21 protein-coding genes are annotated in these 22,040 nt (G+C 69.8%); 12 read left to right on the top strand and 9 right to left on the bottom strand.

The features are described from left to right. Positions 1-79: 79 nt before the first annotated feature. Entirely contained in the window at positions 80-631 is a 552-nt protein-coding gene (locus tag GRX01_RS04420; RefSeq protein WP_233740857.1) for a diadenylate cyclase, read from the top strand. Positions 632-758: 127 nt separating this feature from the next. Then, positions 759-1,739 carry a calcium/sodium antiporter gene (locus tag GRX01_RS04415; protein WP_159663802.1) on the top strand — a complete coding sequence of 327 codons (981 nt, stop codon included), beginning with the start codon at positions 759-761 and terminating at the stop codon, positions 1,737-1,739. 68 nt (positions 1,740-1,807) lie between these two features. Here the strand turns inward: GRX01_RS04415 and GRX01_RS04410 are convergent, their stop codons facing one another. Next, positions 1,808-2,614, bottom strand: coding sequence for a TrmB family transcriptional regulator (locus GRX01_RS04410; RefSeq protein WP_159663800.1), 807 nt, complete (start codon positions 2,612-2,614; stop codon positions 1,808-1,810). A gap of 392 nt (positions 2,615-3,006) precedes the next feature. On the opposite strand from GRX01_RS04410, the gene GRX01_RS04405 reads away from it, so the two are divergent. The 3 genes from GRX01_RS04405 (at position 3,007) to katG (ending at position 7,792) form a co-directional block, all read left to right on the top strand. Beyond that, positions 3,007-3,810: a TrmB family transcriptional regulator gene (locus GRX01_RS04405; protein WP_159663798.1), complete on the top strand. Its 804-nt coding sequence runs from the start codon at positions 3,007-3,009 to the stop codon at positions 3,808-3,810. 204 nt (positions 3,811-4,014) lie between these two features. Next, the gene (locus tag GRX01_RS04400) at positions 4,015-5,442 is read left to right on the top strand and encodes a dihydrolipoyl dehydrogenase (RefSeq protein WP_159663796.1); all 1,428 of its coding nucleotides are present in this window, start codon (positions 4,015-4,017) and stop codon (positions 5,440-5,442) included. Between the two features lie 202 nt (positions 5,443-5,644). Further along, positions 5,645-7,792, top strand: coding sequence for a catalase/peroxidase HPI (gene katG, locus GRX01_RS04395; RefSeq protein ID WP_159663794.1), 2,148 nt, complete (start codon positions 5,645-5,647; stop codon positions 7,790-7,792). Between the two features lie 70 nt (positions 7,793-7,862). On the opposite strand, the gene GRX01_RS04390 is transcribed toward katG, so the two are convergent. After that, complete coding sequence (locus GRX01_RS04390; protein ID WP_233740856.1) at positions 7,863-8,159, bottom strand: DUF7526 family protein; 297 nt, start codon at positions 8,157-8,159, stop codon at positions 7,863-7,865. 153 nt (positions 8,160-8,312) lie between these two features. Here GRX01_RS04390 and GRX01_RS04385 point away from each other — a divergent pair, with 153 nt between their 5' ends. After that, positions 8,313-9,029: a hypothetical protein gene (locus tag GRX01_RS04385; protein WP_159663792.1), complete on the top strand. Its 717-nt coding sequence runs from the start codon at positions 8,313-8,315 to the stop codon at positions 9,027-9,029. Positions 9,030-9,074: 45 nt separating this feature from the next. Here GRX01_RS04385 and GRX01_RS04380 read toward each other — a convergent pair whose 3' ends face one another. Then, the gene (locus GRX01_RS04380) at positions 9,075-9,944 is read right to left on the bottom strand and encodes a universal stress protein (protein ID WP_159663790.1); all 870 of its coding nucleotides are present in this window, start codon (positions 9,942-9,944) and stop codon (positions 9,075-9,077) included. A gap of 225 nt (positions 9,945-10,169) precedes the next feature. Here GRX01_RS04380 and GRX01_RS04375 point away from each other — a divergent pair, with 225 nt between their 5' ends. Both GRX01_RS04375 and GRX01_RS04370 read left to right on the top strand, forming a co-directional pair. Then, complete coding sequence (locus tag GRX01_RS04375) at positions 10,170-10,388, top strand: hypothetical protein (RefSeq protein ID WP_159663788.1); 219 nt, start codon at positions 10,170-10,172, stop codon at positions 10,386-10,388. A gap of 121 nt (positions 10,389-10,509) precedes the next feature. Beyond that, on the top strand, positions 10,510-11,910 hold the full coding sequence (locus GRX01_RS04370; protein ID WP_159663786.1) for a glycerate kinase type-2 family protein: 1,401 nt from the start codon (positions 10,510-10,512) through the stop codon (positions 11,908-11,910). A gap of 57 nt (positions 11,911-11,967) precedes the next feature. On the opposite strand, the gene GRX01_RS04365 is transcribed toward GRX01_RS04370, so the two are convergent. The 4 genes from GRX01_RS04365 to GRX01_RS04350 all read right to left on the bottom strand — a co-directional run bounded on the left by GRX01_RS04365 (position 11,968) and on the right by GRX01_RS04350 (position 16,343). Next, positions 11,968-13,401 carry an FAD-dependent oxidoreductase gene (locus tag GRX01_RS04365; RefSeq protein WP_321167903.1) on the bottom strand — a complete coding sequence of 478 codons (1,434 nt, stop codon included), beginning with the start codon at positions 13,399-13,401 and terminating at the stop codon, positions 11,968-11,970. An 87-nt stretch (positions 13,402-13,488) separates the two neighbouring features. Then, complete coding sequence (locus GRX01_RS04360) at positions 13,489-14,643, bottom strand: cobalamin-independent methionine synthase II family protein (protein ID WP_159663784.1); 1,155 nt, start codon at positions 14,641-14,643, stop codon at positions 13,489-13,491. Positions 14,644-14,735: 92 nt separating this feature from the next. Continuing rightward, on the bottom strand, positions 14,736-15,389 hold the full coding sequence (locus GRX01_RS04355; RefSeq protein WP_159663782.1) for a helix-turn-helix domain-containing protein: 654 nt from the start codon (positions 15,387-15,389) through the stop codon (positions 14,736-14,738). A gap of 93 nt (positions 15,390-15,482) precedes the next feature. Then, on the bottom strand, positions 15,483-16,343 hold the full coding sequence (locus tag GRX01_RS04350; RefSeq protein WP_321167902.1) for an alpha/beta fold hydrolase: 861 nt from the start codon (positions 16,341-16,343) through the stop codon (positions 15,483-15,485). A gap of 259 nt (positions 16,344-16,602) precedes the next feature. Between GRX01_RS04350 and GRX01_RS04345 the strand changes: the two genes are divergently transcribed. Beyond that, on the top strand, positions 16,603-17,265 hold the full coding sequence (locus GRX01_RS04345; protein WP_394351366.1) for a metal-dependent hydrolase: 663 nt from the start codon (positions 16,603-16,605) through the stop codon (positions 17,263-17,265). Positions 17,266-17,267: 2 nt separating this feature from the next. Next, entirely contained in the window at positions 17,268-17,978 is a 711-nt protein-coding gene (locus GRX01_RS04340; protein ID WP_159663778.1) for a hypothetical protein, read from the top strand. 163 nt (positions 17,979-18,141) lie between these two features. Here GRX01_RS04340 and GRX01_RS04335 read toward each other — a convergent pair whose 3' ends face one another. Next, positions 18,142-18,597: a pyridoxamine 5'-phosphate oxidase family protein gene (locus GRX01_RS04335; RefSeq protein WP_159663776.1), complete on the bottom strand. Its 456-nt coding sequence runs from the start codon at positions 18,595-18,597 to the stop codon at positions 18,142-18,144. 167 nt (positions 18,598-18,764) lie between these two features. Continuing rightward, entirely contained in the window at positions 18,765-19,793 is a 1,029-nt protein-coding gene (locus tag GRX01_RS04330; protein ID WP_159663774.1) for an acetamidase/formamidase family protein, read from the bottom strand. Positions 19,794-19,884: 91 nt separating this feature from the next. On the opposite strand from GRX01_RS04330, the gene GRX01_RS04325 reads away from it, so the two are divergent. Both GRX01_RS04325 and gfo6 read left to right on the top strand, forming a co-directional pair. Then, on the top strand, positions 19,885-20,820 hold the full coding sequence (locus GRX01_RS04325; protein ID WP_321167901.1) for a DMT family transporter: 936 nt from the start codon (positions 19,885-19,887) through the stop codon (positions 20,818-20,820). 91 nt (positions 20,821-20,911) lie between these two features. After that, positions 20,912-22,003 carry a D-xylose 1-dehydrogenase Gfo6 gene (gene gfo6 / locus GRX01_RS04320; RefSeq protein WP_159663770.1) on the top strand — a complete coding sequence of 364 codons (1,092 nt, stop codon included), beginning with the start codon at positions 20,912-20,914 and terminating at the stop codon, positions 22,001-22,003. The last annotated feature ends 37 nt before the right edge of the window (positions 22,004-22,040 follow it).

Below are 22,040 nucleotides of genomic sequence, written 5' to 3'. Positions count from 1 at the left end.
CCCGGTTAATCAATACACCAGCTCACCCGGAAATTCGGTGTCGATATTCTCCCGGCGATCGTATCATCCGACGAACGGAATGGTCGATCCCATCCACAGCTCGGAGATGGCGGAGCAGGACCCCGACGACACGGCCGTCGGTACGATACTCGAGCGGGTCGAGCGATGCACCAAGGACGTCAGCCTCGGGTTCGACCGATGGGACGATCCAGTCGCGCGCGGACCCGGGCTCTACTTCATCATCGAACGGGAGTCGATCGCCGAACTCACCGACCCGATGGGGTCGAACCGGTGGCCGGTCGAGGACTGTGCGAGCGTCCTCGACGGGACCGACGTGCTCCTCGAGACCGCGGAGACCGTCGCGTCGTCCTGCGATGGCGCGATCGTCGTCCACAGCGACGGGACGATCGACGAGGCGATGGTCCGAGTCAAACAGCTCTCCGAGGCCGAGCGCCGACGCGTCGGTGACCTCCCGTATGCGGGATGGATGGGTGCCCGTCACATGAGCGCGCTGGAGACCTCGACCCGCGAGGAGGTCGTCGCGGCGATCACGCTCAGCGAGGAGAACGGTCGGGTCACGGTCTTCGCAAACGGCAGGTTCGAGGAGCGGCGAGCGGCACCCCCGGAGTGAGATCGCCCGTCGTCTCAGGGATGCGAAGGGTGCGGTGCCGGGGGCCGGGCCCGCTCTCATCGCGGTATCCCGACGCGGGCTCCGACCGGTTTTATCCGGGCGTATCCTGACATCCGTCACCACACGCATGGTACTCGGCGGTACTGCTGTCCACGTCGGTGTGCTCGTCGCGACGGTCGCCGGGCTCTGGATCGGGGCCCGTCTCCTCGTCGACTCCGTGGTCCGGCTGGCGCGTCGGATCGGGCTGTCGGAGCTGACTATCGGCCTCACCATCGTCGCCGTCGGCACCTCCACCCCGGAGTTGGTGGTCACCGCGGACGCGGCGGTGGCCGGGTTGGGGGCGATCGCGGTCGGCAACGTCGTCGGGTCGAACATCTACAACCTCGCGTTCATCCTCGGCGTCGTCTCCCTGGTCCGAATCATCCCGATCAACCGATCGCTGATCCACCGCGACGGCGTGGTTCTGGTGGCGAGCACACTCGTCGGTGCCGCGGTCCTGCTCGACGGCACGGTGACTCGCATCGAGGGCGCCGCGCTCGTCGTCTCGTTCGTCGCCTACGTCGCGTACCTGCTCCGTACCGGCTCCGGTGCCCCGGACGCGGACCCCGCCGCCGAGACCGACACCATCCCGACGGAACTGACTGAGCGCGTGAGCTTCCGCGGCCGCGACGCGGTCCTGCTGATGGTTGGTCTCGCCGTCGTCCTCGTGAGCGGCGACCTGATGGTGGGGGCAGCCTCGTCGCTGGCACGGACCGCGGGCGTGCCCGACTCGGTCATCGGCGGGACCGTCGTCGCCGCGGGAACCTCGACGCCGGAGTTCGCCGTCTCGCTGGTCGCGATGCGGCAGGGACAGATCGGCGTGTCAGTCGGCAACGTCGTCGGGAGCAACGTGTTCAACATGCTCGGCGTGTTGGGGCTGGGTGCGGTCGTCCGACCGTTGTCGTTCGGGACCGTCGCGCTGGAGTCGGTGGCGTGGCTCACCGTCGTCACCGTGGTCATGGTCGCGGCGCTGTGGACTGGCCGACGGCTCTCGCGACCTGAGGGGGGGTTGTTCGCGGCGTCGGAGGTGGGGCGGTGGGTGCTGGGACTGCTGGGGTTGGTCGGCTGACTGTCGCCCGCTCCACCTTCCGTGTCGTGGGTTCGTGGTTCGTGGGAGCGACCTCCGGTGTGGAGCCCTCAGTCCCGGTCCTCGGGGTCCTCGCCGCCGAGCCGCCACGTGAACACCGCCTTCAACACGACGACCAGACCGTTGCCCTCGCCCTCGCCCCAGATGGCGGTCTCCGACTGTGGGTCGGACGGCGAGGCGTCGGGCCCGTCGGCGATCACGCTCACGAGGGTTCGCCGTCCGTCGACCATCATGACCCGCCCCGCCGACGTATCGGACCAGACCCACAGCGACTCGAACGTCTCCGCGCCGGGGATCTCCTCCTGGATACGCTCCTGGACGTCCGGCGAGACGCCCCCGAGTTTGATCGAGACGCCCCGCTCCGCGGCCTCGCTCAGCTCGTCGATCAGGTCCTCGGTGAGGACGTCCTCGACGGTCATGTAGACGATCTCCTCCTCGGCGTTCGCGAAGAACTCGATGACTCGTTCCGTGATCGCCCGCCGCCCGTTGACCGTCCAGACCCCTCGCTGTTCGGCTCGTTGTTCGACTGGCTCGAGTTCGCCGAGCGCCGTCCGCAGCACGTCCGAGCGGTGCCGGAGTTCGTGCTCGAACGTCCGGCTCGCGGTCTCGGCCGAGACGGCGTGGAACTGCTTCGGCGAGGACTGGAGGACGTCGACGAGCCCTCGGTCCTTTAGTTCCTCGATCGCGTCGTATACCCGGGTTCGCGGGACCGTCGACACCTCGCTCACGTCCTTGGCGGTTCCCGACTCCAGACCCGAGAGGGCCACGAACGTCCGCGCGGCGTACGCGCTCAGCCCGAACCGTTCGAGTTGCTCGATCGCCGCCGATTGAGGGTCCGCAGTCGTGTCTTCGTTCATTCGATAACCCGTGTTCCGAAGGTAGATGGCCCGGCCACCTCGTGGTGAGGTGACCGAGTTAGCACGCAGCAGTACGGTGGTTGGGACACTGAACTGGTCTGCGCGCAGATTGGCAGTAGTGTTCCACCTCATTATCTCTTTTGTGATTAATCGGGTGAGTATCGTATCCGGTCGCATCGTTCGAACACGGGCACAGAGCGGACCGGCACCTGACCGTGACTGGTGGAGTCACAAATCGGCTCGGACGCCTACGGCCGTATGGCCGATAGCGGTGTCGAGGCGCCGAATCTACGGACAATGGGTGTCTTTGTCATGACGAGAGTGACAATACCTATCTGTCCGGGGAGTAATCTTCAGAGAAGTCCCGGGGTAGACCCGGGAGGTTGGGACACATGGACACACCAGAACACGTGGAGGAGGCGATCGGCGTCCTCCAACAACTCGGCCTGAAGGAGTACGAAGCTCGGTGCTTCGTCGGATTGACGCGATTGAACACGGGAACCGCGAAGAAGCTGAGCGAACTCACCGAGGTCCCTCGGACGCGGGTGTACGACGCGATACGGGTCCTCGAGGCGCAAGGGCTGGTCGAGATTCAGCACTCGAGCCCACAGCAGTTCCGCGCGGTACCGCTCGAGGAGGCGACAGAGACGCTCCGCGATCAGTACGAGGAGCGCGTCGAGCGACTGCAGAACGCCCTCGAGACGGTCGACGTCGTCGAGGACGAGGACGAGTCGCCCGTCCAGCAGATCTGGGCGTTGGCCGGACGGGACTCGATCGAGAACCGGGCGGATCAACTCCTCGAGACGGCCGAGGACGAGATCGTGCTCGTCCTCGGCGACGAGTCGCTGCTGACCGACGAACTCGTCGAGACCCTCAACGAGATCCCCGACGGCATCGAACTGATCGTCGGAACGTTGACCCCCACGCTCCGGGACCGCGTCGAGGCGGCCGTGCCGGAGGCGAAGACGTTCGTCTCCGGGCTGGAGTGGTTACACGGGCAGGACGCGACCGATAACGAGACGGCGATCGGTCGACTCCTTCTGGTGGATCGCTCGACGATCCTGGTGAGTTCGATCATGCCGGACTCGGGGAAGGAGCAAGCCATCTTCGGCGAGGGGTTCGGGAACGGACTCGTCGTGATCGCCCGACGGCTCATGGCCCACGGACTGATTCCCGCTCGCGACCAGTTCCAGTAGTCACATGCGGGACACCTTCTCCCAGGCGTCGGCGGCACGTCGGTCACGATGACGTAAACGATCCAGAGCGCCGATGCGGGGAGATCTGTGGACAGCCCCGCGCCCGAACGGGGTCAGCTCGCACGTTCTCGCCGCTCCCGCGCGCTGGTGCCCGGCGGACACACCGCCCGTTGATTATTGTACCCGCTCGTCGACCTCGGACCTATGGACGAAGTCGACTTCCTCGTGATCGGATCGGGCTCCGGACTCGACGTGGCGAACGCGGTCGCCAACCGGGGGCAGTCGGTCGCCGTCGTGGAGAAGGGACGGCTCGGGGGGACCTGCCTCAACCGCGGGTGCATCCCGTCGAAGCTCCTGTTGTACCACGCGGAGATGCTCGAGACCGTCGAGCGGGCCGACGAGTTCCACATCGACGCCACCGTCGACGACGTGGACTTCCCCGAGATCGTCCACGAGGTCAACGAGGAGGTCGAGGGCGACTCCGAGTCGATCAGGGAGGGGCTCCGGTCGTCCCCGAAACACGACCTATACGAGGGCGAGGGTCGGTTCGTCGACGACCACACCATCGAGATCGTTGGGGGCGAGGACGACGGCACACAGATACGGGCCGACACGGTGCTCATCGCCGCGGGAACGCGCCCGTCGGTCCCGCCCGTCGACGGGATCGACGACGTGGACTACCTGACGAGCACCGAGGCCCTCCGGTTGGAGACGCCCCCCGAGCATCTGGTCGTCGTCGGCGGCGGGTACATCGCCGCCGAGTTGGGCCACTTCTTCGAGACGTTCGGCAGCGAGGTGACGATCGTCGGCCGGCGGCCGAACCTCCTCCCCGAGGCGGACCCTGAGGTCGCCGAGGCGTTCACCGAGCGCTTCGCCGACCGGATGACCGTCCACACGGGGCACGCCGCGACCGCAGTCTCGCAGTCGGACGGGAGCGTCACCGTCGAGGCGAAGCCCTACGAGTACGGCGACGACGGCGGGGTCGTCGACGACGAGGGCGTCTCGGTCACCGGCGACGAACTCCTCGTCGCCGCGGGCCGGACGCCGAACACGGACACGCTGAACTTGGGGGCGACCTCGATCGAGACCGACGAGCGCGGGTTCGTCGAGACCGACGAGTTCCTCCGGACGACCGCCGACGGCGTGTGGGCGCTCGGCGACATCGTCGGCGAGTACCTGCTGAAACACAGCGCGAACCACGAGGCGCAGGCGGTCGTCCGGAACCTCCTCGGCGACGAACTCCAGCCCGTCGACTACGACGCGATGCCGTTCGCCGTCTTCGCCTCCCCCGAGGTCGCGGGAGTCGGGGCGACCGAGGACGAACTCCGAGCGGCCGATCGCGAGTACGCGACCCGGACCTACCGGTACGACCAGACGGCTCGCGGCGGCGCGATGAAGGCGGAGGGGTTCCTCAAGGCGATCATCTCGTTGGAGGGGGAGATCCTCGGCTGTCACATCATCGGTCCGCAGGCGTCCACCCTCATCGAGGAGGTCGTCGTCGCGATGAAGGCCGGATCGGGAACGGTCAGCGACATCCGCGAGTCGGTTCACGTGCACCCGGCGCTCTCGGAGGTCGTCCAGCGCGGGTTCTCCGGACAGTTCAGCCGCGGCGACGACGGCCACTCACACTGACTCGCACCGACCTCCGACGATCGGTCGACCGGAAACGGCGGTTCGATCCGTCGTGTCGAACCCGGCCGTGTTCGGTGTCGGGGACGGCGACCTGCCCCGATGACAAACTAATGTTGGCTGATTCGATAGCAGGTTTGGATCGAGCGAAGAGTTCCATCCGGAGAAGACAATATTAACATACGAGGGTGGCAAGGATCGGTCGATGACGAAGTCCAACAAGGACTGGTGGCCAGATCGACTGGACCTGGAAATTCTCGACCAGAACGGCCGCAACGCGGGGCCGCTGGACGACGAGTTCGACTACGCCGAGGAGTTCAAGACGCTCGATCTCGAGGAGGTGAAGGCGGACCTCGAGGACGTGATGACGTCGTCCCACGAGTGGTGGCCGGCGGACTACGGGCACTACGGTCCGCTGTTCATCCGGATGGCGTGGCACAGCGCCGGGACCTACCGCGCGAGCGACGGCCGCGGCGGCGCCGCCGGCGGACGCCAGCGCTTCGCCCCGATCAACAGCTGGCCGGACAACGCGAACCTCGACAAGGCCCGCCGGCTGCTGTGGCCTGTCAAGCAGAAGTACGGCCGCAAGATCTCGTGGGCCGACCTGATGATCCTCGCGGGCAACGTCGCCATGGAGTCGATGGGCTTCCAGACGTTCGGCTTCGCGGGCGGCCGCGAGGACGCCTTCGAGCCCGACGACGCCGTCTGGTGGGGTCCCGAGAGCGAGTGGGAGACGAACGAGCGCTTCGACGAGCCCGGCGAGATCGAGGAGGGCCTCGGCGCGTCCGTGATGGGGCTCATCTACGTCAACCCCGAGGGCCCCGACGGCCAGCCGGACCCCGAAGCGTCCGCGAAGAACATCCGCCAGACGTTCGACCGCATGGCGATGAACGACGAGCAGACGGTCGCGCTCATCGCCGGCGGCCACACGTTCGGGAAGGTCCACGGCGCGGACGACCCCGAGGAGCACGTCGGGCCCGAGCCCGAGGCGGCGCCCATCGAGGCGCAGGGCCTCGGCTGGGAGAACGCGCACGGCTCCGGGAAGGGCGACGACACGATCACCAGCGGCATCGAGGGGCCGTGGAACGCCTCCCCGACCGAGTGGGACATGGGCTACCTCGAGAACCTGCTGGAGTACGAGTGGGAGCCCGAGAAGGGTCCCGGCGGCGCCTGGCAGTGGACGCCCGTCGACGAGGACGCCGTCGAGAAGGCGCCCGCCGCCCACGACCCGGACGGCGAGCAGACGCCGATGATGCTCACGACGGACATCGCGCTGAAGACGGACCCCGAGTACCGCGAGATCGTCGAGCGGTTCCAGGAGAACCCGATGGAGTTCGGGATCGCGTTCGCGAAGGCCTGGTACAAGCTGACCCACCGTGACATGGGCCCGCCGTCGCGGTTCCTCGGTCCGGAGGTCCCGGAGGAGGAGATGCTGTGGCAGGACCCGCTTCCCGACGCGGACTACGAGTCGATCGGCGAGGCGGAGGCCGAGGAACTCAAGGAGGAGATCCTCGCGACCGACCTCTCGGTCTCCCAACTCGCGAAGACCGCGTGGGCGTCCGCCTCGACCTACCGCGACAGCGACAAGCGCGGCGGCGCCAACGGCGCCCGGATCCGGCTCCGTCCCCAGCGCGACTGGGAGGTCAACGAGCCCGCCGAACTCGCGACCGTCCTCGACACGCTGGAGGAGGTTCAGGCGGCGTTCAACGAGTCCCGATCCGACGACGTGCGCGTCTCGCTTGCGGACCTCATCGTGCTGGGCGGCAACGCGGCCGTCGAGCGTGCAGCCGCCGACGCCGGCTACGACGTCGAGGTGCCGTTCGAGCCCGGCCGCGTCGACGCGACGAACGAGCACACCGACCCCGAGTCCTTCGAGGCGCTCAAGCCGAAGGCCGACGGGTTCCGCAACTACCTCCCCGACCCCGAGGAGACGGACCGGAAGGCGGAGGAGCTGCTCGTGGACAAGGCTGACCTGCTCGGGCTCTCGCCCTCGGAGATGACCGTGCTGGTCGGCGGCCTGCGCGCGCTCGGCGCGACGTACGGGGACACCGACCGCGGCGTCCTCACCGACGAGCCCGGAACGCTGAGCAACGAGGTCTTCGCGAACCTGCTGAGCATGGACACCAAGTGGGAGCCGGTCTCGGAGTCCCGCCAGGTGTTCGAGGGCGTCGACCGCGAGACGGGCGAGGTCGCGTGGGAGGCCACTCGCTTCGACCTGATCTTCGGCTCGAACGCCCGCCTCCGCGCGATCGCGGAGGTCTACGCCAGCGACGACGGCGAGGAGGAGTTCGTGCAGGACTTCGTCGACGCGTGGAGCAAGGTCATGCGGCTCGACCGCTTCGACCTCGAATAGCGACGGAACCGATCGGGGCCCCGACTCCGTTCTCGTTCCCTTCGATTCGTTCGACGAACGATCGCGCCGCTCACTCGTTCGTCGTCGCCGCCGCGACGTACACCCCGGGGATCTCAGTCTCGTCGACGCGGAGCGTCAGCTCCTCGCCCTCCGCCGCCGGCTCGTCGGTCACGACGGTCACCGCCTCGACCGGCTCGCGCGCGAGGAACGCTCGGAGCCGATCGAGCCACGACTGGCGTCCGCCCCGGCGACCGACGACGACGTGGCGGGAGTCGGCGATCTCCCGAAGCGCCGGCTGCAGATCGGCCTCGTCGAGTTCCCCGGACGCGACGGTGTGCACCACCTCGATCGTGATCGTCTCGGTCACGGACGTGTGTTCGGCCGGCGTCGCATCCCGTTGTCGGTCCCCATCGCGACATGGGTCGACACTCTCGCCGGATCGGAGACCGGCGACAGCGGAGAGTCAAAGGCCGGTTTGACCGTACGGCGTGCTTAACAGCTCACCCGACAACGGTCACCCATGCAGAACAGACGCGCCCTCCTCCGTGCGGCCGGCGTCGTCGGCCTCGCGGGACTCGCCGGCTGTGCGGGACTCGCCGACGGCTCGACCGACGGACCGCTCCCGGACGGCGGAACCGGGACCGACGGCGACGACGATACTCGCCCCTCCGATCGCGACCACCCGCCGGATGCGACCCACGAGGCGAGGATCTCCTCGCGGGATGCCCCGCCGGAACTCCCCGTCCGTCCGCGCGTCTCGCTCGCGAACCCGTACGTGACCGACGGGTCGCCGCCGGTTCTCAGGGTGGACGTCGGGAACGCGACCGACGAGTCGGTCGTGATCGGCGAGTATCGACCCGTCGTGTTCCAGTACGTACGCGACGTCGACGGGACGTTCGTCTGGTACCCCCACTCCGACCGGTCGACGGCCGGCGAGCCGGACCGGGCGGTCCCGGATCTCGATCTCGCCGACGAGGGGTGCTGGCGGCTGGCGTCGGGGATCGCCCAGACGATGGAGTACGGAACCGTCGAGATCCCCGCGGGGGGAACGCTCACGGCGTTCGTCGGACTGTACGTCGCCCACGACACCCTGAGTTTCGGCGGGTGTTTCCCGACGGGGACGGTCCGGTTCGAGACGACGTACGCCGACCACACCGACGGGAGCGTCGGCGGCGACGACGTGACGACGGCGGAATGGGGCTTCGATCTGACCGTCGAGGCGATCGACTCCGCCTGATCGCCGCCGTCGTCAGTTGCCGCGGCCGGCCGGTTCGCGCGGCGGCTACTCCGCGTCTCTGACCGTTATCACCGGGACCGGGGCCGACCGCACGGTACGCTCGGCGACGCTGCCCAGCAGTACTCGCTCGGTACCGCGACGGCCGACCGTTCCCATGACGACTGCGTCGGCGTCCGACTCGTCGACGCACTCCAGGATCTCGGTGGCCGGGTGCCCGTGTTCGAGGTGCCGAACGACCTCGGCGACGCCGTGTGCCTCGGCCCGTGAAACCACGTCGTCGATGGCGTCGGTCGCGGCCCCCTCCCCGGCCTCCGCCGAGGTGGCCGCCAGCGTCTCGAGTTCGGGCGACGAGGTGTCCACGACCGACAGCACGTGGACGGTCGCACCGAGCGCCGAGGCGAGCGTCAGCGCGTGTTCGACCGCGGGGGTGACTCCGGGGCTTCCGTCCGTCGGAACGAGGACGTCCTCGTAGGGGAACGCGAGCCGCTCGTCCGGCCGCATCCGGGCCGTCAACACCGGAACCGACGACAGGCGGACGACCTTCTCCGTCACACTCCCAAGGAGGTACCGGGAGATCCCCCGCCGACCGTTCGTCGGCATCGCGATCAGGTCGTGGCCGTATCGCTCGGCGTACGCGGGGATCTCGGCCGCCGGATTCCCCTGAACGACGTCCGTCTCGCAGTCGACGCCGGACGTCGCGAGGGTCCGTTCCGCGTCCGCGACGACGGCTTCCCCGTGTTCAACGAGCGCGTCCACGGGCTCTCCGCCGATCACGGTCATCGAATCGCGTGTCGTGTCAGCGACGAACAGCACCTGAACGGTCGCGTCGTGGGCGGCGGCGATCTCGGCGACGTGATGCAACACCGCCGTCGCGCCGTCGCTGCCGTCGAACGGGAGGAGGATGTGATCGTACATGGCTGGTGACATCCTGTTCTCGGTGCAGTTGATAATGGTTTGTCCTCGGTGCCGTTCGGACGGTCTCGGGAGGGAACGGACCGTTCGCCGGCAGATATATATCTGACGTTCGTGATCTTTCGAACGTGGGGGGTGACAACTATGTACACACCGGCGGCGGGCGAGGGAGATCGACGGTCCCCTGACCGTCCCCCGAACCGACCGCGAGCGAAGGCGGGTACGACGATGGGACACGCCGGCTGCGCTTCGGTCGGCTTCGTCGTGACGGTCGCGCTCGCCGTCACCTTCTACCCGGAGTTGGTCGCGACGGTCGGCCGACTGGAGCCGGAGTTGTTGACCACGACCGTGCTGGTGTTCGTCCTCTTCTGGCTGTGGACCGGCTTCTGGATCGTGGCCGAGGTGGCGTGGGGCTGGCGATCGGGAGGGGGTCGTCCAGAACGGTAAGCGTCGGACGGACCGGGACCCGTCGCCGCGGCTCGGCGACACCCGTTCGGAACGCCACCGTCGACCGCTGTTCGACGCCCCACGCCGGTGTTGTTATGGTGGCCTCGCGGCCAGATCCGGTATGGCGAGAGACGAACGGCGGGTGAGGGTGACGGTCGACGGTCCCGACGCCGCTTCCTCGGACGCCACCGAGCGGGTCGCGGTCGCGTGTCTCCGTGCCGGCATTGAGGCGGTGCTCCCCCGGGCGGTCGTCTCGGAACGGGTCGCGCTGGACGGGTCCGTGCTGCGCATCGGCGACGACGCCTACGACCTCGACGGGTACGACCGGATCGTCGTGGTCGGCGGCGGCAAGGCGACCGACGGCGTGGCGTCAGCCCTGGAGTCCATCCTCGGCGACCGGATCGACGCGGGCGTCGTCGTCGTGGACGAGGCTGCCGGCTCGGAGGGCGACGACGATTCGCCGATCGAGCGGGTCGTCGGTGGACACCCGGTCCCCACGAAGGCGGGAGTCGAGGGAACCGCCCGCGCGGTGGAACTGGTCCGGGAGGCCGGCGAGGAGACGCTCGTGCTTGCGGTGATCACCGGCGGCGCGAGCGCGCTGTTCGCGGCGCCGGTCGACGCGGTCGGCCTGTCGGCGCTGCGCGAGACCACGGACGCGCTGTTGGGAGCGGGCGCCGACATCGACGAGATCAACGCCGTCCGCAAGCACCTCTCGCGGGTGAAGGGCGGACGACTCGCGGCCGCGGCCGCACCCGCGACGGTCGTCGGGATCGCCTTCAGCGACGTGGTCGGCGACGATCCGAGCGTGATCGGCAGCGGGCCGACCGTGCCCGACGACTCGACGTACGCGGACGCGCTCGACGTGCTCGAACGCTACGCGATCGACGCCCCACCGGCCGTGCGCGAGCAGCTCCGGCGAGGCGCGCGCGGCGCGGAATCTGAGACGCCGACCGCCGACGAGTCGTCCCTCGACCGGGTCGACACGCACGTGCTCGCCAACGCGGCGACCGCGCTGGAGGCTGCGGCGACCATCGCCGCCGACCGCGGGTACGACCCGCTCGTCCTGTCGAGTCGGATCCGGGGTGAGGCACGGGAGGCGGGCGTGACGCACGCCGCGATCGCCGAGGAGATCGTGGGGTCGGGGAACCCGATCGCGCCGCCGGCGGTCGTCCTCTCGGGCGGCGAGACGACGGTGACCGTCAGGGGCGGCGGTACCGGCGGTCCGAACCTCGAGAGTGCCCTCGCGGCCGGGATCGAGTTCGCGCGTTCCGGATCGCCGGTCGCGGACCGATCCGTGGCGTTTCTCGCGGCCGACACGGACGGTCGCGACGGCAGCACCGACGCCGCAGGCGCGCTCGTGACGCCGCGAACGATCGGGGACACGGCCGACGCGGCGGACGCGCGCGTCGCGCTCGACGACAACGACTCCCTATCCGCGTTACGTGAGCGGGGCGCGCTGATCCGAACCGGCGCGACCGGGACGAACGTCAACGACCTCCGCGTCCTCGTCGTCGAGGAGTGAGTCGCCCACGAGGCGGACCGATCGGCGGGACAGGACGGCGACGGCGAGTGAGCGAGGCTATCGCTCCAGGGCGCCGCCGAGCACCTTCGCCGCGACGAGGACCGGGTCCCAGACGGGACTGAACGGCGGGGCGTACGCGAGGTCCAGTCCCTCGACCTCCGCAACGGTGAGCCCGCCCTCCAGCGCGGTCGCGACCGTGTCGATGCGGACCGCCGCGCGGTCCTTACCGACGATCGATCCGCCGATGAGCCGCCCGCTCTCGCGGTCGGCGACGAGCGTCACCGTCGTCTCCTCGTTGCCCGGGTAGTAGCCGGAGCGCGATCCCGCGGTGACCGTCCGCGAGACCGGGTCGAAGCCGGCCTCGCGTGCCTCCTCCCCGTCGACGATCCCGGCCCGCCCACACTCCTCGTCGAACGCCTTCACGACCGCCGTTCCGGCGATGCCGCCGGTCTCGGTCGGCGTCCCGGCCAGCGTCTGTCCGATCGCCCGGCCGGCGCGGTTCGCTGTCAGTCCCAGGGGGATCCACGCCGGCTCGTCGGTGACGACGTGGCGGTCCTCCGCGCAGTCGCCGGCCGCGTACACGCCCTCGACGGCGGTCTCGCCGTACTCGTCGACGGCGATGGCGCCCGAATCCCCCAGTTCCACGGGCGTGTCCTCGACGATCTCGACGTTCGGCGCGACGCCGACGCCGACGACCGCCAGTTCCGCCTTGAGGGTCGACCCGTCTCCACACCGGACGCCGGCGACACTCCCGTCCTCGCCGATCAGTTCGTCGACCTCGGCGCCGAGGTGGAGATCGACCCCCCGCTCGCGGAGGTGGTCGGCGACCGTCTCCCCGACCGCCTCGCCGAACGTCGGGATCGGCAGCTCGGAGCGCTGGAACAGGTGCACGTCGACGTCCCACGCGTCCAGCGCCTCCGCCATCTCGACGCCGACGTACCCCCCGCCGACGATCGCGGCGGTCTCCGGCGGCTCCATCGCGCCGTAGCGGGCGACCATCTCGCGGTCGACGTAGCCCTCCCCCCCGAGGTCGTCGACGGAGAACCCCGCCGGCGGCGTCAACAGCGCGCGCACGGCCGCCGCCGAGTCGAGCCCGTGGATCGTGAACGCGCCGGTCAGCTCGCTTCCCGGGATCGGGCCGGTGCGAGCGCGCGCGCCGGTCGCGACGACGAGGTCCCCGTACGGCTGTTCGAACGAGCCGTCGGCGCCCTCGACGGCGACCGTCCCGGCGTCGGTGTCGACGCCGACGACCTCGTGTTCGCGCCGGAGGTCGATCCCCCGCTCGTCGATCTCCGCGGGCGACAGCGACAGCAGATCGTCGAGCGTGTCCACCTCCCCCTTGACGAAGTACGGCTCGCCGCAGTGGGCGTACGAGACCCACCTGCCGCGCTCGAACACGATCACCTCGCGCTCGGGATCCTCGCGGGAGAGCTTGCTCGCCGCGCTCAGCCCCGCGGCGTCGCCGCCGACGATTACGACAGGATCTGTCACACGAGCAGTCGACCGGGAACCGACTTACAGCTATCGCCGACGGTTCCGTTGGGCGCACGTCCGTGGTTCCACCCGAGGGTCGACGCCTCAGGAGAGCCGCTCGTTCGCGATGGCGGCGCCCTCGTCGAGCGCCTCCAGCTTCGCCCACGCGATCTCGGGATCGACCATTCCGAGCCCGGCCTGCGTGCCGAATCCGCAGTCGGGTGCGGCCGCAAGCGGCGTCGAGTCGTCGACCGCGTCGGCGACGCGCTCCAACCGGTCGGCGATCGTCTCGGGGTGGTCGATGACGTTCGTCTTCACGTCGACGACGCCCGGGATCAGCGTCCAGCCGTCGGGCACCGGCTGCTCGGCGAACGCCCGGTACTCGTGTTGGTGACGGGGGTTCGCCTGCTCGACGCTGAGTCCGGTGATGTCCGCCTCGTAGACCTCCGGGAGCATGTCGACCAGGTCCGTGTCGAGGTGGTGGGGCCCCTCGTAGCTCCCCCAGCAGGTGTGCAGGCGAACCTGCTCGGCCGGAACGTTCGACAGCGCCTCGTTGAGGGCCTGGACGTGCAGACTGGTCGCCTCCGTGATCTCCTCCAACGGGGCGTCGGCGTACGCCGCGGTGTGGCCGATCGTGAGCAGTTCGGGCGCGTCGATCTGCAGCGTCAGCCCCGCGTCGGCGACGAGTTCGTACTCCTCGGCCATCGCGTCGGCGACGGCGAAGAGGTACTCGTCGTAGGAGTCGTAGTGTTCGTTGACGTGCGTGGCGGTGACGACGCTCGGCGACGCCGCCGTCATGAACGTGTCGTCGAAGTCGGCGTCGACGGCCTCGATCGCCTCGCGGAACCCCGCGATCTCGGCCTCGGCCTCCTCGCGTCCGGTGTACTCGACCGGCCCGGTGACGACGGGGTGCATCGAGAGGTCGATGACGTCCGTCCTGAACGTCTCCTCGGCGTAGTCGGGGAACTCCTGGAGGTCGGCCCAGAGCTCCTGCTCCTCCGTCCCCTCGATGCCGCTGAGGCGGTCGGCGACGTACCAGTTGAACGAGACGCGGGACTGCTCCCCGTTGTTGGCCGCGTCGATACCGACCTCCGCCTGTCGCTCGACCACGTCGCGCGTGGCGTCCGCGACGGTCCCGTCCCACTCGTCGGCGTCGACTGACTCGCCGTTCTGGCGGGCAGTGAGCAGGTCGAGGAGTTCGGGCGGCCGAGGGAGACTACCGATGTGCGTCGTCGGAATACGCTCGTCGTTCGCTGTCATGCGTAGCCGAGTGAATAATATATTCGAATGATAATATAACTCATGGTACTCACAACTCGGGAGAGTGGACCTGTTCCGCTCCGTGTCGCCGCTTACCGGGCGTCGGCCGTCTCGACGTACCCGCGGATCACCGACGCCTCGGCCTTTCGAACGAGTTCGCCCGCGGTGCTGGTCGAACAGTCGAGCACGGCCGCGATGTCGGCGATCGTTCCCTCCCGCGGGACCTCGTAGTACCCCGCCGAGACGGCGGCGTCGAGCGCCGCTCGCTGTCGGTCGGTGAGCCGTGCCGGAGGATCCGCCCGTTCGAACTCGTGGACGCGCTCGATCGTCAACTCCCCGAGTTCTGCGAGCCGATCGTGAAACGCGCTGAGGGCCGATCCGTCCCCGACGGCCTCGAACCGAACGCGACCCGTGTCGAGGAACACGACCGGCGGCTGGAACAGCACCCGGGCGTCCGCGATCGTCTCCAACAGCGCCGCCGCGAACTCGTACTCGTCCTGCCGGAGGAAGGCGTACGTGCCGTCGGCGCCGTCGACGAGGTGTGAGCCGAGGAGGGAGTCGATCCCCTCGACGGCCGTCGCCGTCGCGTCCCGACCACCGTCACACCAGACCAGGGTGGTCGCGTCGGCGGTCGGACTCCACAGCAGCAACTCGGCCCGCGTGATCCCCGCCCCATCGATGATCCGACGGTGGAGCGGGTGGACGAGCCGATCGGGGTAGGCGATCGAGAACCGGATCCGTTTCATGTTCCCTACGGACCGCGGTCGGCGGGCCGACATATCAAGCGTTCCACTCGGGCGGATCCGTCGCCTGGCGGCGGATCGAACGGCTGAACGCGATCATCGGTCCGCCGCCACGACAGCGGGAACGCTCCGGACGAGCGTCCGGAGGTGATCCGCACCGTCGAGCGCGTGTAGCTCGGCCGTCGGGATCGCCCGTTCGAGCCCGCGAGCGTGAGCGAACGGCACGTTCGTGTCGGCCGTCCCGTACCACAGGTCCACGTCCGTCTCGATCGCGGTGAGGTCCACACCCCAGTCCGTCGACGTGGTTCGGAACTCGGTGACTGCACCGGATCGACCCTGTGCGAACGCCTCGACGAAGTCCGCCTGCACGGTTTCGGCGACACGGTCCGGTACCGGTTCGGTCGCGTTCGACGCGGTGTACTGCCCGACGACGAACGAGGGGTCCAGCCGCTCCGCACACCACGCCTGTCCACGAAGGAGTCCCCCGAGCACGCGCGGTGCCCGTGTCGCCAACGTGCCCAACAGCCGCTGGACCGCGGGAGCGTCTCCGCCGACTCTGGGCGGCGTCGCCCCGGCGATCACGTCCACACGGTCGACCCGGTCCGGGCGCGTTGCCGCCGTCGAGAGCGCGTACGGGCCGCCACCGGAGAACCCGGCGAGCCTCGCGGCGTCGACGCCGGCGTCGTCGAGCACCGGCGTGACGAACGCGGCGGCGTCGGCGACGGATCGCTCCGGCCACGGCGACGAACGGCCGTACCCCGGTCGCTCGGGCGCGAGCACGCGCACGTCGTGGGTTCGAGCGGCGTGATCGAGCAGTGCCCCCAGGCGGCGGGACCCCGGGGTCCCGTGGAGGAAGACGAGCGGAGTTCCGTCCGGTCGGCCGTACTCCGCGTAGGCTATCTCGCGTTGTTCGTCGACGCGGACGACGCTCGTCTCACAGCGGTTTCGGTGCCCCACGTGGCTCGACGGAGCGGACGTCGTCATCGGTCGGTGGTTGTCACGGCTCTCGCGTGTCGATGGTGCCGGACTGATCCGGTACACTAACAGAGAGACCGTGGTCGCCGCTCACTGTCGCCGCCCCGCTGGGATCGGTTGCCGGATACACTACCCGAACGGACCCGACGCGAGAGAACTGGTCGCCCGGACGCGGGAGCGGCCGACGTGTCGGGTACTCTCACGGTACGTTCAAACGCGTGGGGCTCGTGCGCTCGGGCATATGATGCTCCCCACCCACGCGCTCGCCGGGGCCGCCCTCGCGGTTCCGCTGGCGGCGCTCGCGCCCGAGGCGGCCCCCCTCGTGCTCGCTGCGGGTCTGTTGGGCGGCGTCCTCCCCGACATGGACCTCTACGTGGGGCACCGCCGGACCCTCCACTTCCCGGTGTACTACTCCACGGCGGCGGTCGTCGCCGTCCCGGCCGCGCTCGTCGTCGGCACGACCGCGAGCGTCGCGCTCGCCGCCCTCCTCATCGGCGCGGCCGCCCACTGCGTCGCCGACGTGTTCGGCGGGGGACTCGAACTCCGCCCGTGGGAGGCGACCGCCGACCGTGCGGTCTACGATCACTTCAACGGCCGCTGGATCGCCCCGCGCCGTTGGATCCGCTACGACGGCGCCCCCGAGGACCTCCTGCTGTCGACGACGCTGGCCGCCGGGCTGTGGGGCGTCGCCGGCGGCGAGTTGCGGATCGTCGTCGCGGGCGCGCTCGCGATCGCGGCCGCCTACACGGTCGTCCGGCGCGTCCTCCCGAGCGTCGTCGAGGTGATCGTGCCCGCGCTCCCGACGCCAGTCGTCACGTCGCTTCCCGCGCGCTATCGAACCTCGCTACGGGCCGATGCAGCCGCCGACTCGGAGACCGGTCGCGCCACGCGCGACGGGAGATAGCCATGCACGACGCGGCTCATATCGCCGCCATGCTCCTGCGGGCTGGAATCGTCGTCGGGGGGGTGGTCGCGCTCCGACGGTCGGACGCGGCCGCCGCGGTCAACGCCGCGTTCGCGCTGGCGGTCGCGCTGCTTCCCGCCGGGCTGGCCGCGGCCGCGCCGTCGGCGGTCGGGGAGGCGATGTCCGCCGCCTCGGAACTGTCGCTGTGGCTCGCACTGGCGGGATTCCTCCACCTCGTCGGGATGCTCGGCTGGTATGATACCGTCCGGTGGTGGGACCACCTCACACACACTGTCTCGGCCGCGCTGGTCGCCTCGTTGGTGTACGGGGGACTGCTCGTCGTCTCCCGCTCGTCCAGCGGGCTCGGACTTCGGACCGGTGGAATCGTCGGCGCGACCCTCGGCCTCGTGTTCGCGATCGGCGTGCTCTGGGAGATCGGCGAGCTCCTCGCGAGGGACGTGGCTGATCGGCTCGACATCGAACCGGTGTTGGTCCACTACGGCCGGCGCGACACGGCCCTCGATCTCGTGTTCGACGTCGTCGGCGCGCTCCTCGTCGTCGTCGTGGACGTTCGACTGTTCGTCCCCGTCGCGGCCCTGTCGCCGTCGACGATCAGAACCGCGCTGCTTTGGGTCGGGTGGTCCGTCGGCGGCGGATCGCTGCTGCTGGCGACGGGTCTCCTCCTCTCGCGCGGCAGGGGCGAGTCGAGCTAGAACACCGGCGGCGTCACGGACGTGAGTGTCCCGAGAGCGACGGTCACGGAGACGCCGACCCTGCGCCGCCGAGTCCCGTGACGGACGCGGTGACCGCAACGGGCCGAGATTCCGCCGGAGCGACGGCGCCGTCGCGGCCGTCGCGCCCGGTCGACCGAGCCGCTCACAGCTCGGGGCTCGACTCCTTCCGCCCGGTGAGGCTGTCGGGAACGAGCCGGTAGAACTCGAACTGCACGTCCGCGGTGGGCCGGCCGAACGCGTCGACGAGCGGGATCCCCACCCGATCGAGTCCCGCCAACGACTCCGTCGAGATGTCGGCGTCGGTGGTGGATTCCAGTCGACCGGACGCGACGACGCTGTGCCACATGCCGTCGACGGTGTCGTAGGTGACGAACGTGACCGCACGGTCGGTCAGGGGCGGCTTCCCGCTGTCCGCGCCGACGGCCAGCCGGAAGTAGAACGTCTCCTCGCGCCCGTCGTAGCCGTACGAGACGGGAACGCTGTGGGGCGGTTCGTCGGCACCGCTCTCGGAGGCCAGCGACATGACCCCGACCCCGCCGGTTCCGAGGAACACGTCGCGCTCGTCGTCCGCCATCGTCACCGTGTCGGGAGCACCCATACCGCTAGAGATGTCACCGAAGGTGAAAAACGGGTCGGCGGGTCGGGCCCGTCGGCTCACCGCCGGACGTGACCCGACCTCGGCGGCGGCCACGGGCGTCGTATCCGAGGCTACGCCCCCTCGACCGTACGGGGGGCTGTACCGCTGAAGCGAGGACCGACGACCGCTCACGATCGCTCCGCCACCCCCTCGTCGGCGGACGCCAGTACCGACTCGGGGAGGTACGCCGAGACGGTCCAGTTCGGCGCGTCGACGACCTCGTTGATCTTCAGGTCGACCGCGGCCGAGCACAGCACGTACGCGTCCGGCCGGGAGAACCCCCGGCGCTCGTGGAGGTGCGTGATCATGTGACTGACCGCCGACTTCGTCGCGTCCATGAGGTCCGGCGCGATGCCCGTCGTCGCGTACATCCGCTCGTCGTGCCCACTGGGGGTGAACGGCCCGTCCGTCTCGAGTTGCGGCCCGTCGACGGGGTAGTCGTCGACGAGATCGAACCGGGCGGTCACGGTCATCGGGGCCTCGATGCCCGTGAGGCACACCTCGCCGTCGCCCTGCGCGGCGTGGCAGTCGCCGATCGAGAACAGCGCGCCCGCCGCCTCGACGGGGAGGTAGAGCCGCGAGCCGGCCGTCAGGTGCTTCACGTCCATGTTGCCGCCGACGCGACGGGGCGGCATGGTCGAGTGGGGGCCGTCGTCGCCGGGGGCGACGCCGAGGTTGCCGGGGAACGGGGCCAGCGGCACCGACACGTCCGGGGCGTCGTCGGCGGCGAACGTCGCGACCGGCGTCCCGTCTCGCCGCGCGTCCAGGTCCCACTCACGGACGTACGGGTCGCGGAACTCCTCGGGCAGCAGGCCGCCCTCCCGCTCGCCCGGCGGGACCGCGGTGACGCCACGGCCACGGTGCTCGAACGCTAGTAGGTCGACCGCGAGGGTGTCGCCCGGCTCGGCGCCATCGACGGCGACCGGCCCCGTGAGCGCGTGGCCCTCGGTGTCGACGGCGAGCAGCTTCTCGACGGTCGCGGGCGGGTCGAGCTGGCCGTCGTACGCGTCGCGACAGTCGAAGCGAACGACGCTCCCCGGCTCGACGGTGAGCGCGGGCTCGATCGAGGCGTCCCAGCGGTAGTGGACGGCGTCGTCCGCGGACAGTTCGTGGTCGGGATCGGGCGCGTCCGGAACGGCGAAGCGGCGCTGTGTCATGTGTAACCGTGGCGTTCCCGTCGGGATAAGTCATGGAGACGGGACGGATCCGAGTCGAAACCTTCAGCCTCGCCGGCGGCGGACGACAGGTGTGACTCGGTATCGAACGTTCGGCCTGTTCGTCCTCCTCGCGGCGGTGTGGGGGTCGGCGTTCATGGCGATCAAGGCCGGCCTGGAGTTCTTTCCGCCGGTGCTGTTCGCGGCGATCCGGTACGACATCGCGGGCGTCGTGATGCTGGCGTACGCCGCGTACGCGACGGACAGTCTCGTGCCCCGCGGGCGGGCACAGTGGACAGACGTCGCCATCGGCGCGGTGCTCCTCATCGCGGCGTACCACGCGCTGTTGTTCGTCGGGCAGACGGACCCGACCGTGACGAGCGCGGCCGCCGCGGTCGTCGTGAGCCTGAGTCCGGTGCTCACCACCGGGTTCGCACGGGCGTTCCTCCCGAGCGAACGCCTGACGGCGCTTGGAGTCGTCGGGATGGTCCTCGGGCTCGTCGGCGTCGCGGTGCTCTCCGAACTCGACCCGGGCAACCTGCTCGCCGGCAGCACGGTCGCCAAGCTACTGATCTTCGGCGCCGCGGCCGCGTTCGCGCTCGGCAGCGTCCTCTCGCGCCGCGTCGACTCCGACCTCCCGATCGCGACCATGGAGGCGTGGGCAATGCTCGGCGGCGCCGTCATCATGCACGGGATCTCGCTGGCGCTGGGCGAGTCGGTCGGGAGGGTCGTCCTCACCGGGGAGGCGATCGCCGCGCTCGCGTACCTCTCGCTCGCCGCCAGCGCGGCCGGCTTCCTCGTCTACTTCGAACTGCTGGAGCGGCTCGGACCCATCGAGATCAACCTCGTGAGCTACGTCGCGCCGGTGTTCGCGGCCCTGGCGGGGTGGGCGTTCCTCGCCGAGGTGCCGACGGTCGCGACCGCCGGCGGGTTCGTGCTCATTCTCGCGGGGTTCGTCCTGCTGAAGCGCCGCGCGATCCGCGCCGAGGTCTCCGCGCTGACCGACGGCCGCATGCGGACCGCGGACTGACCGCCACCGAACGGCACCGCGGACAGAACGACGCCGCTCCCGTCGCCGGCTCCGGCGGAGTTATTGACCGCCGTGGCGACCCGTCGACACGATGGACACGCGACTCGGCGAGTACGTAGACGACTTCACCCGACGCGACTGGCAGACGCTCGATCCCGACTCCGTCGAGGACCCGGTTCGACTGGCGCTCGTCGGCGCCGGCTGGTTCACGAGGGACTGGGCGCTTCCCGGGATCGAACGCTCGGCGTTCACGGAGGCGACCGTCGTCACCGACGTCGACGCCGACGCCGTCGACGCCGTCGCGTCCGAACACGACCTGACCGGTGTCACGCCGGAGGCGTTCCGCGCGGGCGACGTGGCGGACGAGTACGACGCGGTGTACGTCGCGACGCCCAACGCCACGCATCTGGAGTACGTGACGGCCGCGGCCGAGCAGGGGAAGGCGGTGCTGTGTGAGAAGCCGATGGAGGCGACGGCCGAGCGCTCCGAGCGCCTCGTCGAGCGTTGCGAGGACGCCGGCGTCCCGCTGATGGTCGGCTATCGGATGCAGTCGGACCCCGTCGCCCGCCGTCTGAAGGACCTCGTCGATGCGGGGTTCATCGGCGACCCCGTCCACGTGCATGCGACGATGTCGCAGACGATGCTGGGCGAGCTGACCGGGGACCCCGACCAGTGGCGCCTCGACCCCGACCTCTCGGGCGGGTGCGCGTTGATGGACATCGGTATCTACCCGCTCAACACGACGCGGTTCGTGCTCGACGCCGATCCGGTCGCCGTCTCCGGTCACACCCGTACGGAGCACGAGGCGTTCGAGGGCGTCGACGAACACGCGGACTTCCGGCTGGAGTTCCCCGACGGCGTCGCCGCGACGTGTTCAGTCAGCCAGAACGCCGCCCACGCGAGCAGGCTGGAGATCACCGGGACAGAGGGGCGGGCGATCCTCGATCCCGCGTTCTACGAGCGCGAGGAGCGCGAGCTGGCGGTCGAACGCGGCGGGGTACGGATGGACGTCGAGGTCGATCCGGCCCATCAACTGGAGGAGGAGTTCGCCTACTTCGGGCACCACCTGCTGACGGACACGCCGTTCCACCCCGACGGTCGACACGCCCTGGTCGACTCCCGGGCGCTGGAGGCGATCTACGAGTCGGCGGAGACCGGGGAGACCGTCCCGCTTCGGCGGTGAGTCGAACGGGTACCCGAACGCCTCACGTCGCCACGTC

Origin of the sequence: Halobaculum saliterrae (genome assembly GCF_009831625.1) — an archaeon.
Classification (GTDB): domain Archaea; phylum Halobacteriota; class Halobacteria; order Halobacteriales; family Haloferacaceae; genus Halobaculum; species Halobaculum saliterrae.
The sequence above is the reverse complement of the archived record's forward strand: the minus strand, read 5'-3'. Positions and strand labels throughout refer to the sequence as shown.

Bases quoted from the DNA above. Each gene is read 5' to 3' on its own strand.
- GRX01_RS04420 (WP_233740857.1), top strand. From the start codon at position 80: ATGGTCGATCCCATCCACAGCTCGGAGATGGCGGAGCAGGACCCCGAC.
- GRX01_RS04415 (WP_159663802.1), top strand. From the start codon at position 759: ATGGTACTCGGCGGTACTGCTGTCCACGTCGGTGTGCTCGTCGCGACG.
- GRX01_RS04410 (WP_159663800.1), bottom strand. From the start codon at position 2,614: ATGAACGAAGACACGACTGCGGACCCTCAATCGGCGGCGATCGAGCAA.
- GRX01_RS04405 (WP_159663798.1), top strand. From the start codon at position 3,007: ATGGACACACCAGAACACGTGGAGGAGGCGATCGGCGTCCTCCAACAA.
- GRX01_RS04400 (WP_159663796.1), top strand. From the start codon at position 4,015: ATGGACGAAGTCGACTTCCTCGTGATCGGATCGGGCTCCGGACTCGAC.
- katG (WP_159663794.1), top strand. From the start codon at position 5,645: ATGACGAAGTCCAACAAGGACTGGTGGCCAGATCGACTGGACCTGGAA.
- GRX01_RS04385 (WP_159663792.1), top strand. From the start codon at position 8,313: ATGCAGAACAGACGCGCCCTCCTCCGTGCGGCCGGCGTCGTCGGCCTC.
- GRX01_RS04380 (WP_159663790.1), bottom strand. From the start codon at position 9,944: ATGTACGATCACATCCTCCTCCCGTTCGACGGCAGCGACGGCGCGACG.
- GRX01_RS04375 (WP_159663788.1), top strand. From the start codon at position 10,170: ATGGGACACGCCGGCTGCGCTTCGGTCGGCTTCGTCGTGACGGTCGCG.
- GRX01_RS04370 (WP_159663786.1), top strand. From the start codon at position 10,510: ATGGCGAGAGACGAACGGCGGGTGAGGGTGACGGTCGACGGTCCCGAC.
- GRX01_RS04360 (WP_159663784.1), bottom strand. From the start codon at position 14,643: ATGACAGCGAACGACGAGCGTATTCCGACGACGCACATCGGTAGTCTC.
- GRX01_RS04355 (WP_159663782.1), bottom strand. From the start codon at position 15,389: ATGAAACGGATCCGGTTCTCGATCGCCTACCCCGATCGGCTCGTCCAC.
- GRX01_RS04345 (WP_394351366.1), top strand. From the start codon at position 16,603: ATGATGCTCCCCACCCACGCGCTCGCCGGGGCCGCCCTCGCGGTTCCG.
- GRX01_RS04340 (WP_159663778.1), top strand. From the start codon at position 17,268: ATGCACGACGCGGCTCATATCGCCGCCATGCTCCTGCGGGCTGGAATC.
- GRX01_RS04335 (WP_159663776.1), bottom strand. From the start codon at position 18,597: ATGGGTGCTCCCGACACGGTGACGATGGCGGACGACGAGCGCGACGTG.
- GRX01_RS04330 (WP_159663774.1), bottom strand. From the start codon at position 19,793: ATGACACAGCGCCGCTTCGCCGTTCCGGACGCGCCCGATCCCGACCAC.
- gfo6 (WP_159663770.1), top strand. From the start codon at position 20,912: ATGGACACGCGACTCGGCGAGTACGTAGACGACTTCACCCGACGCGAC.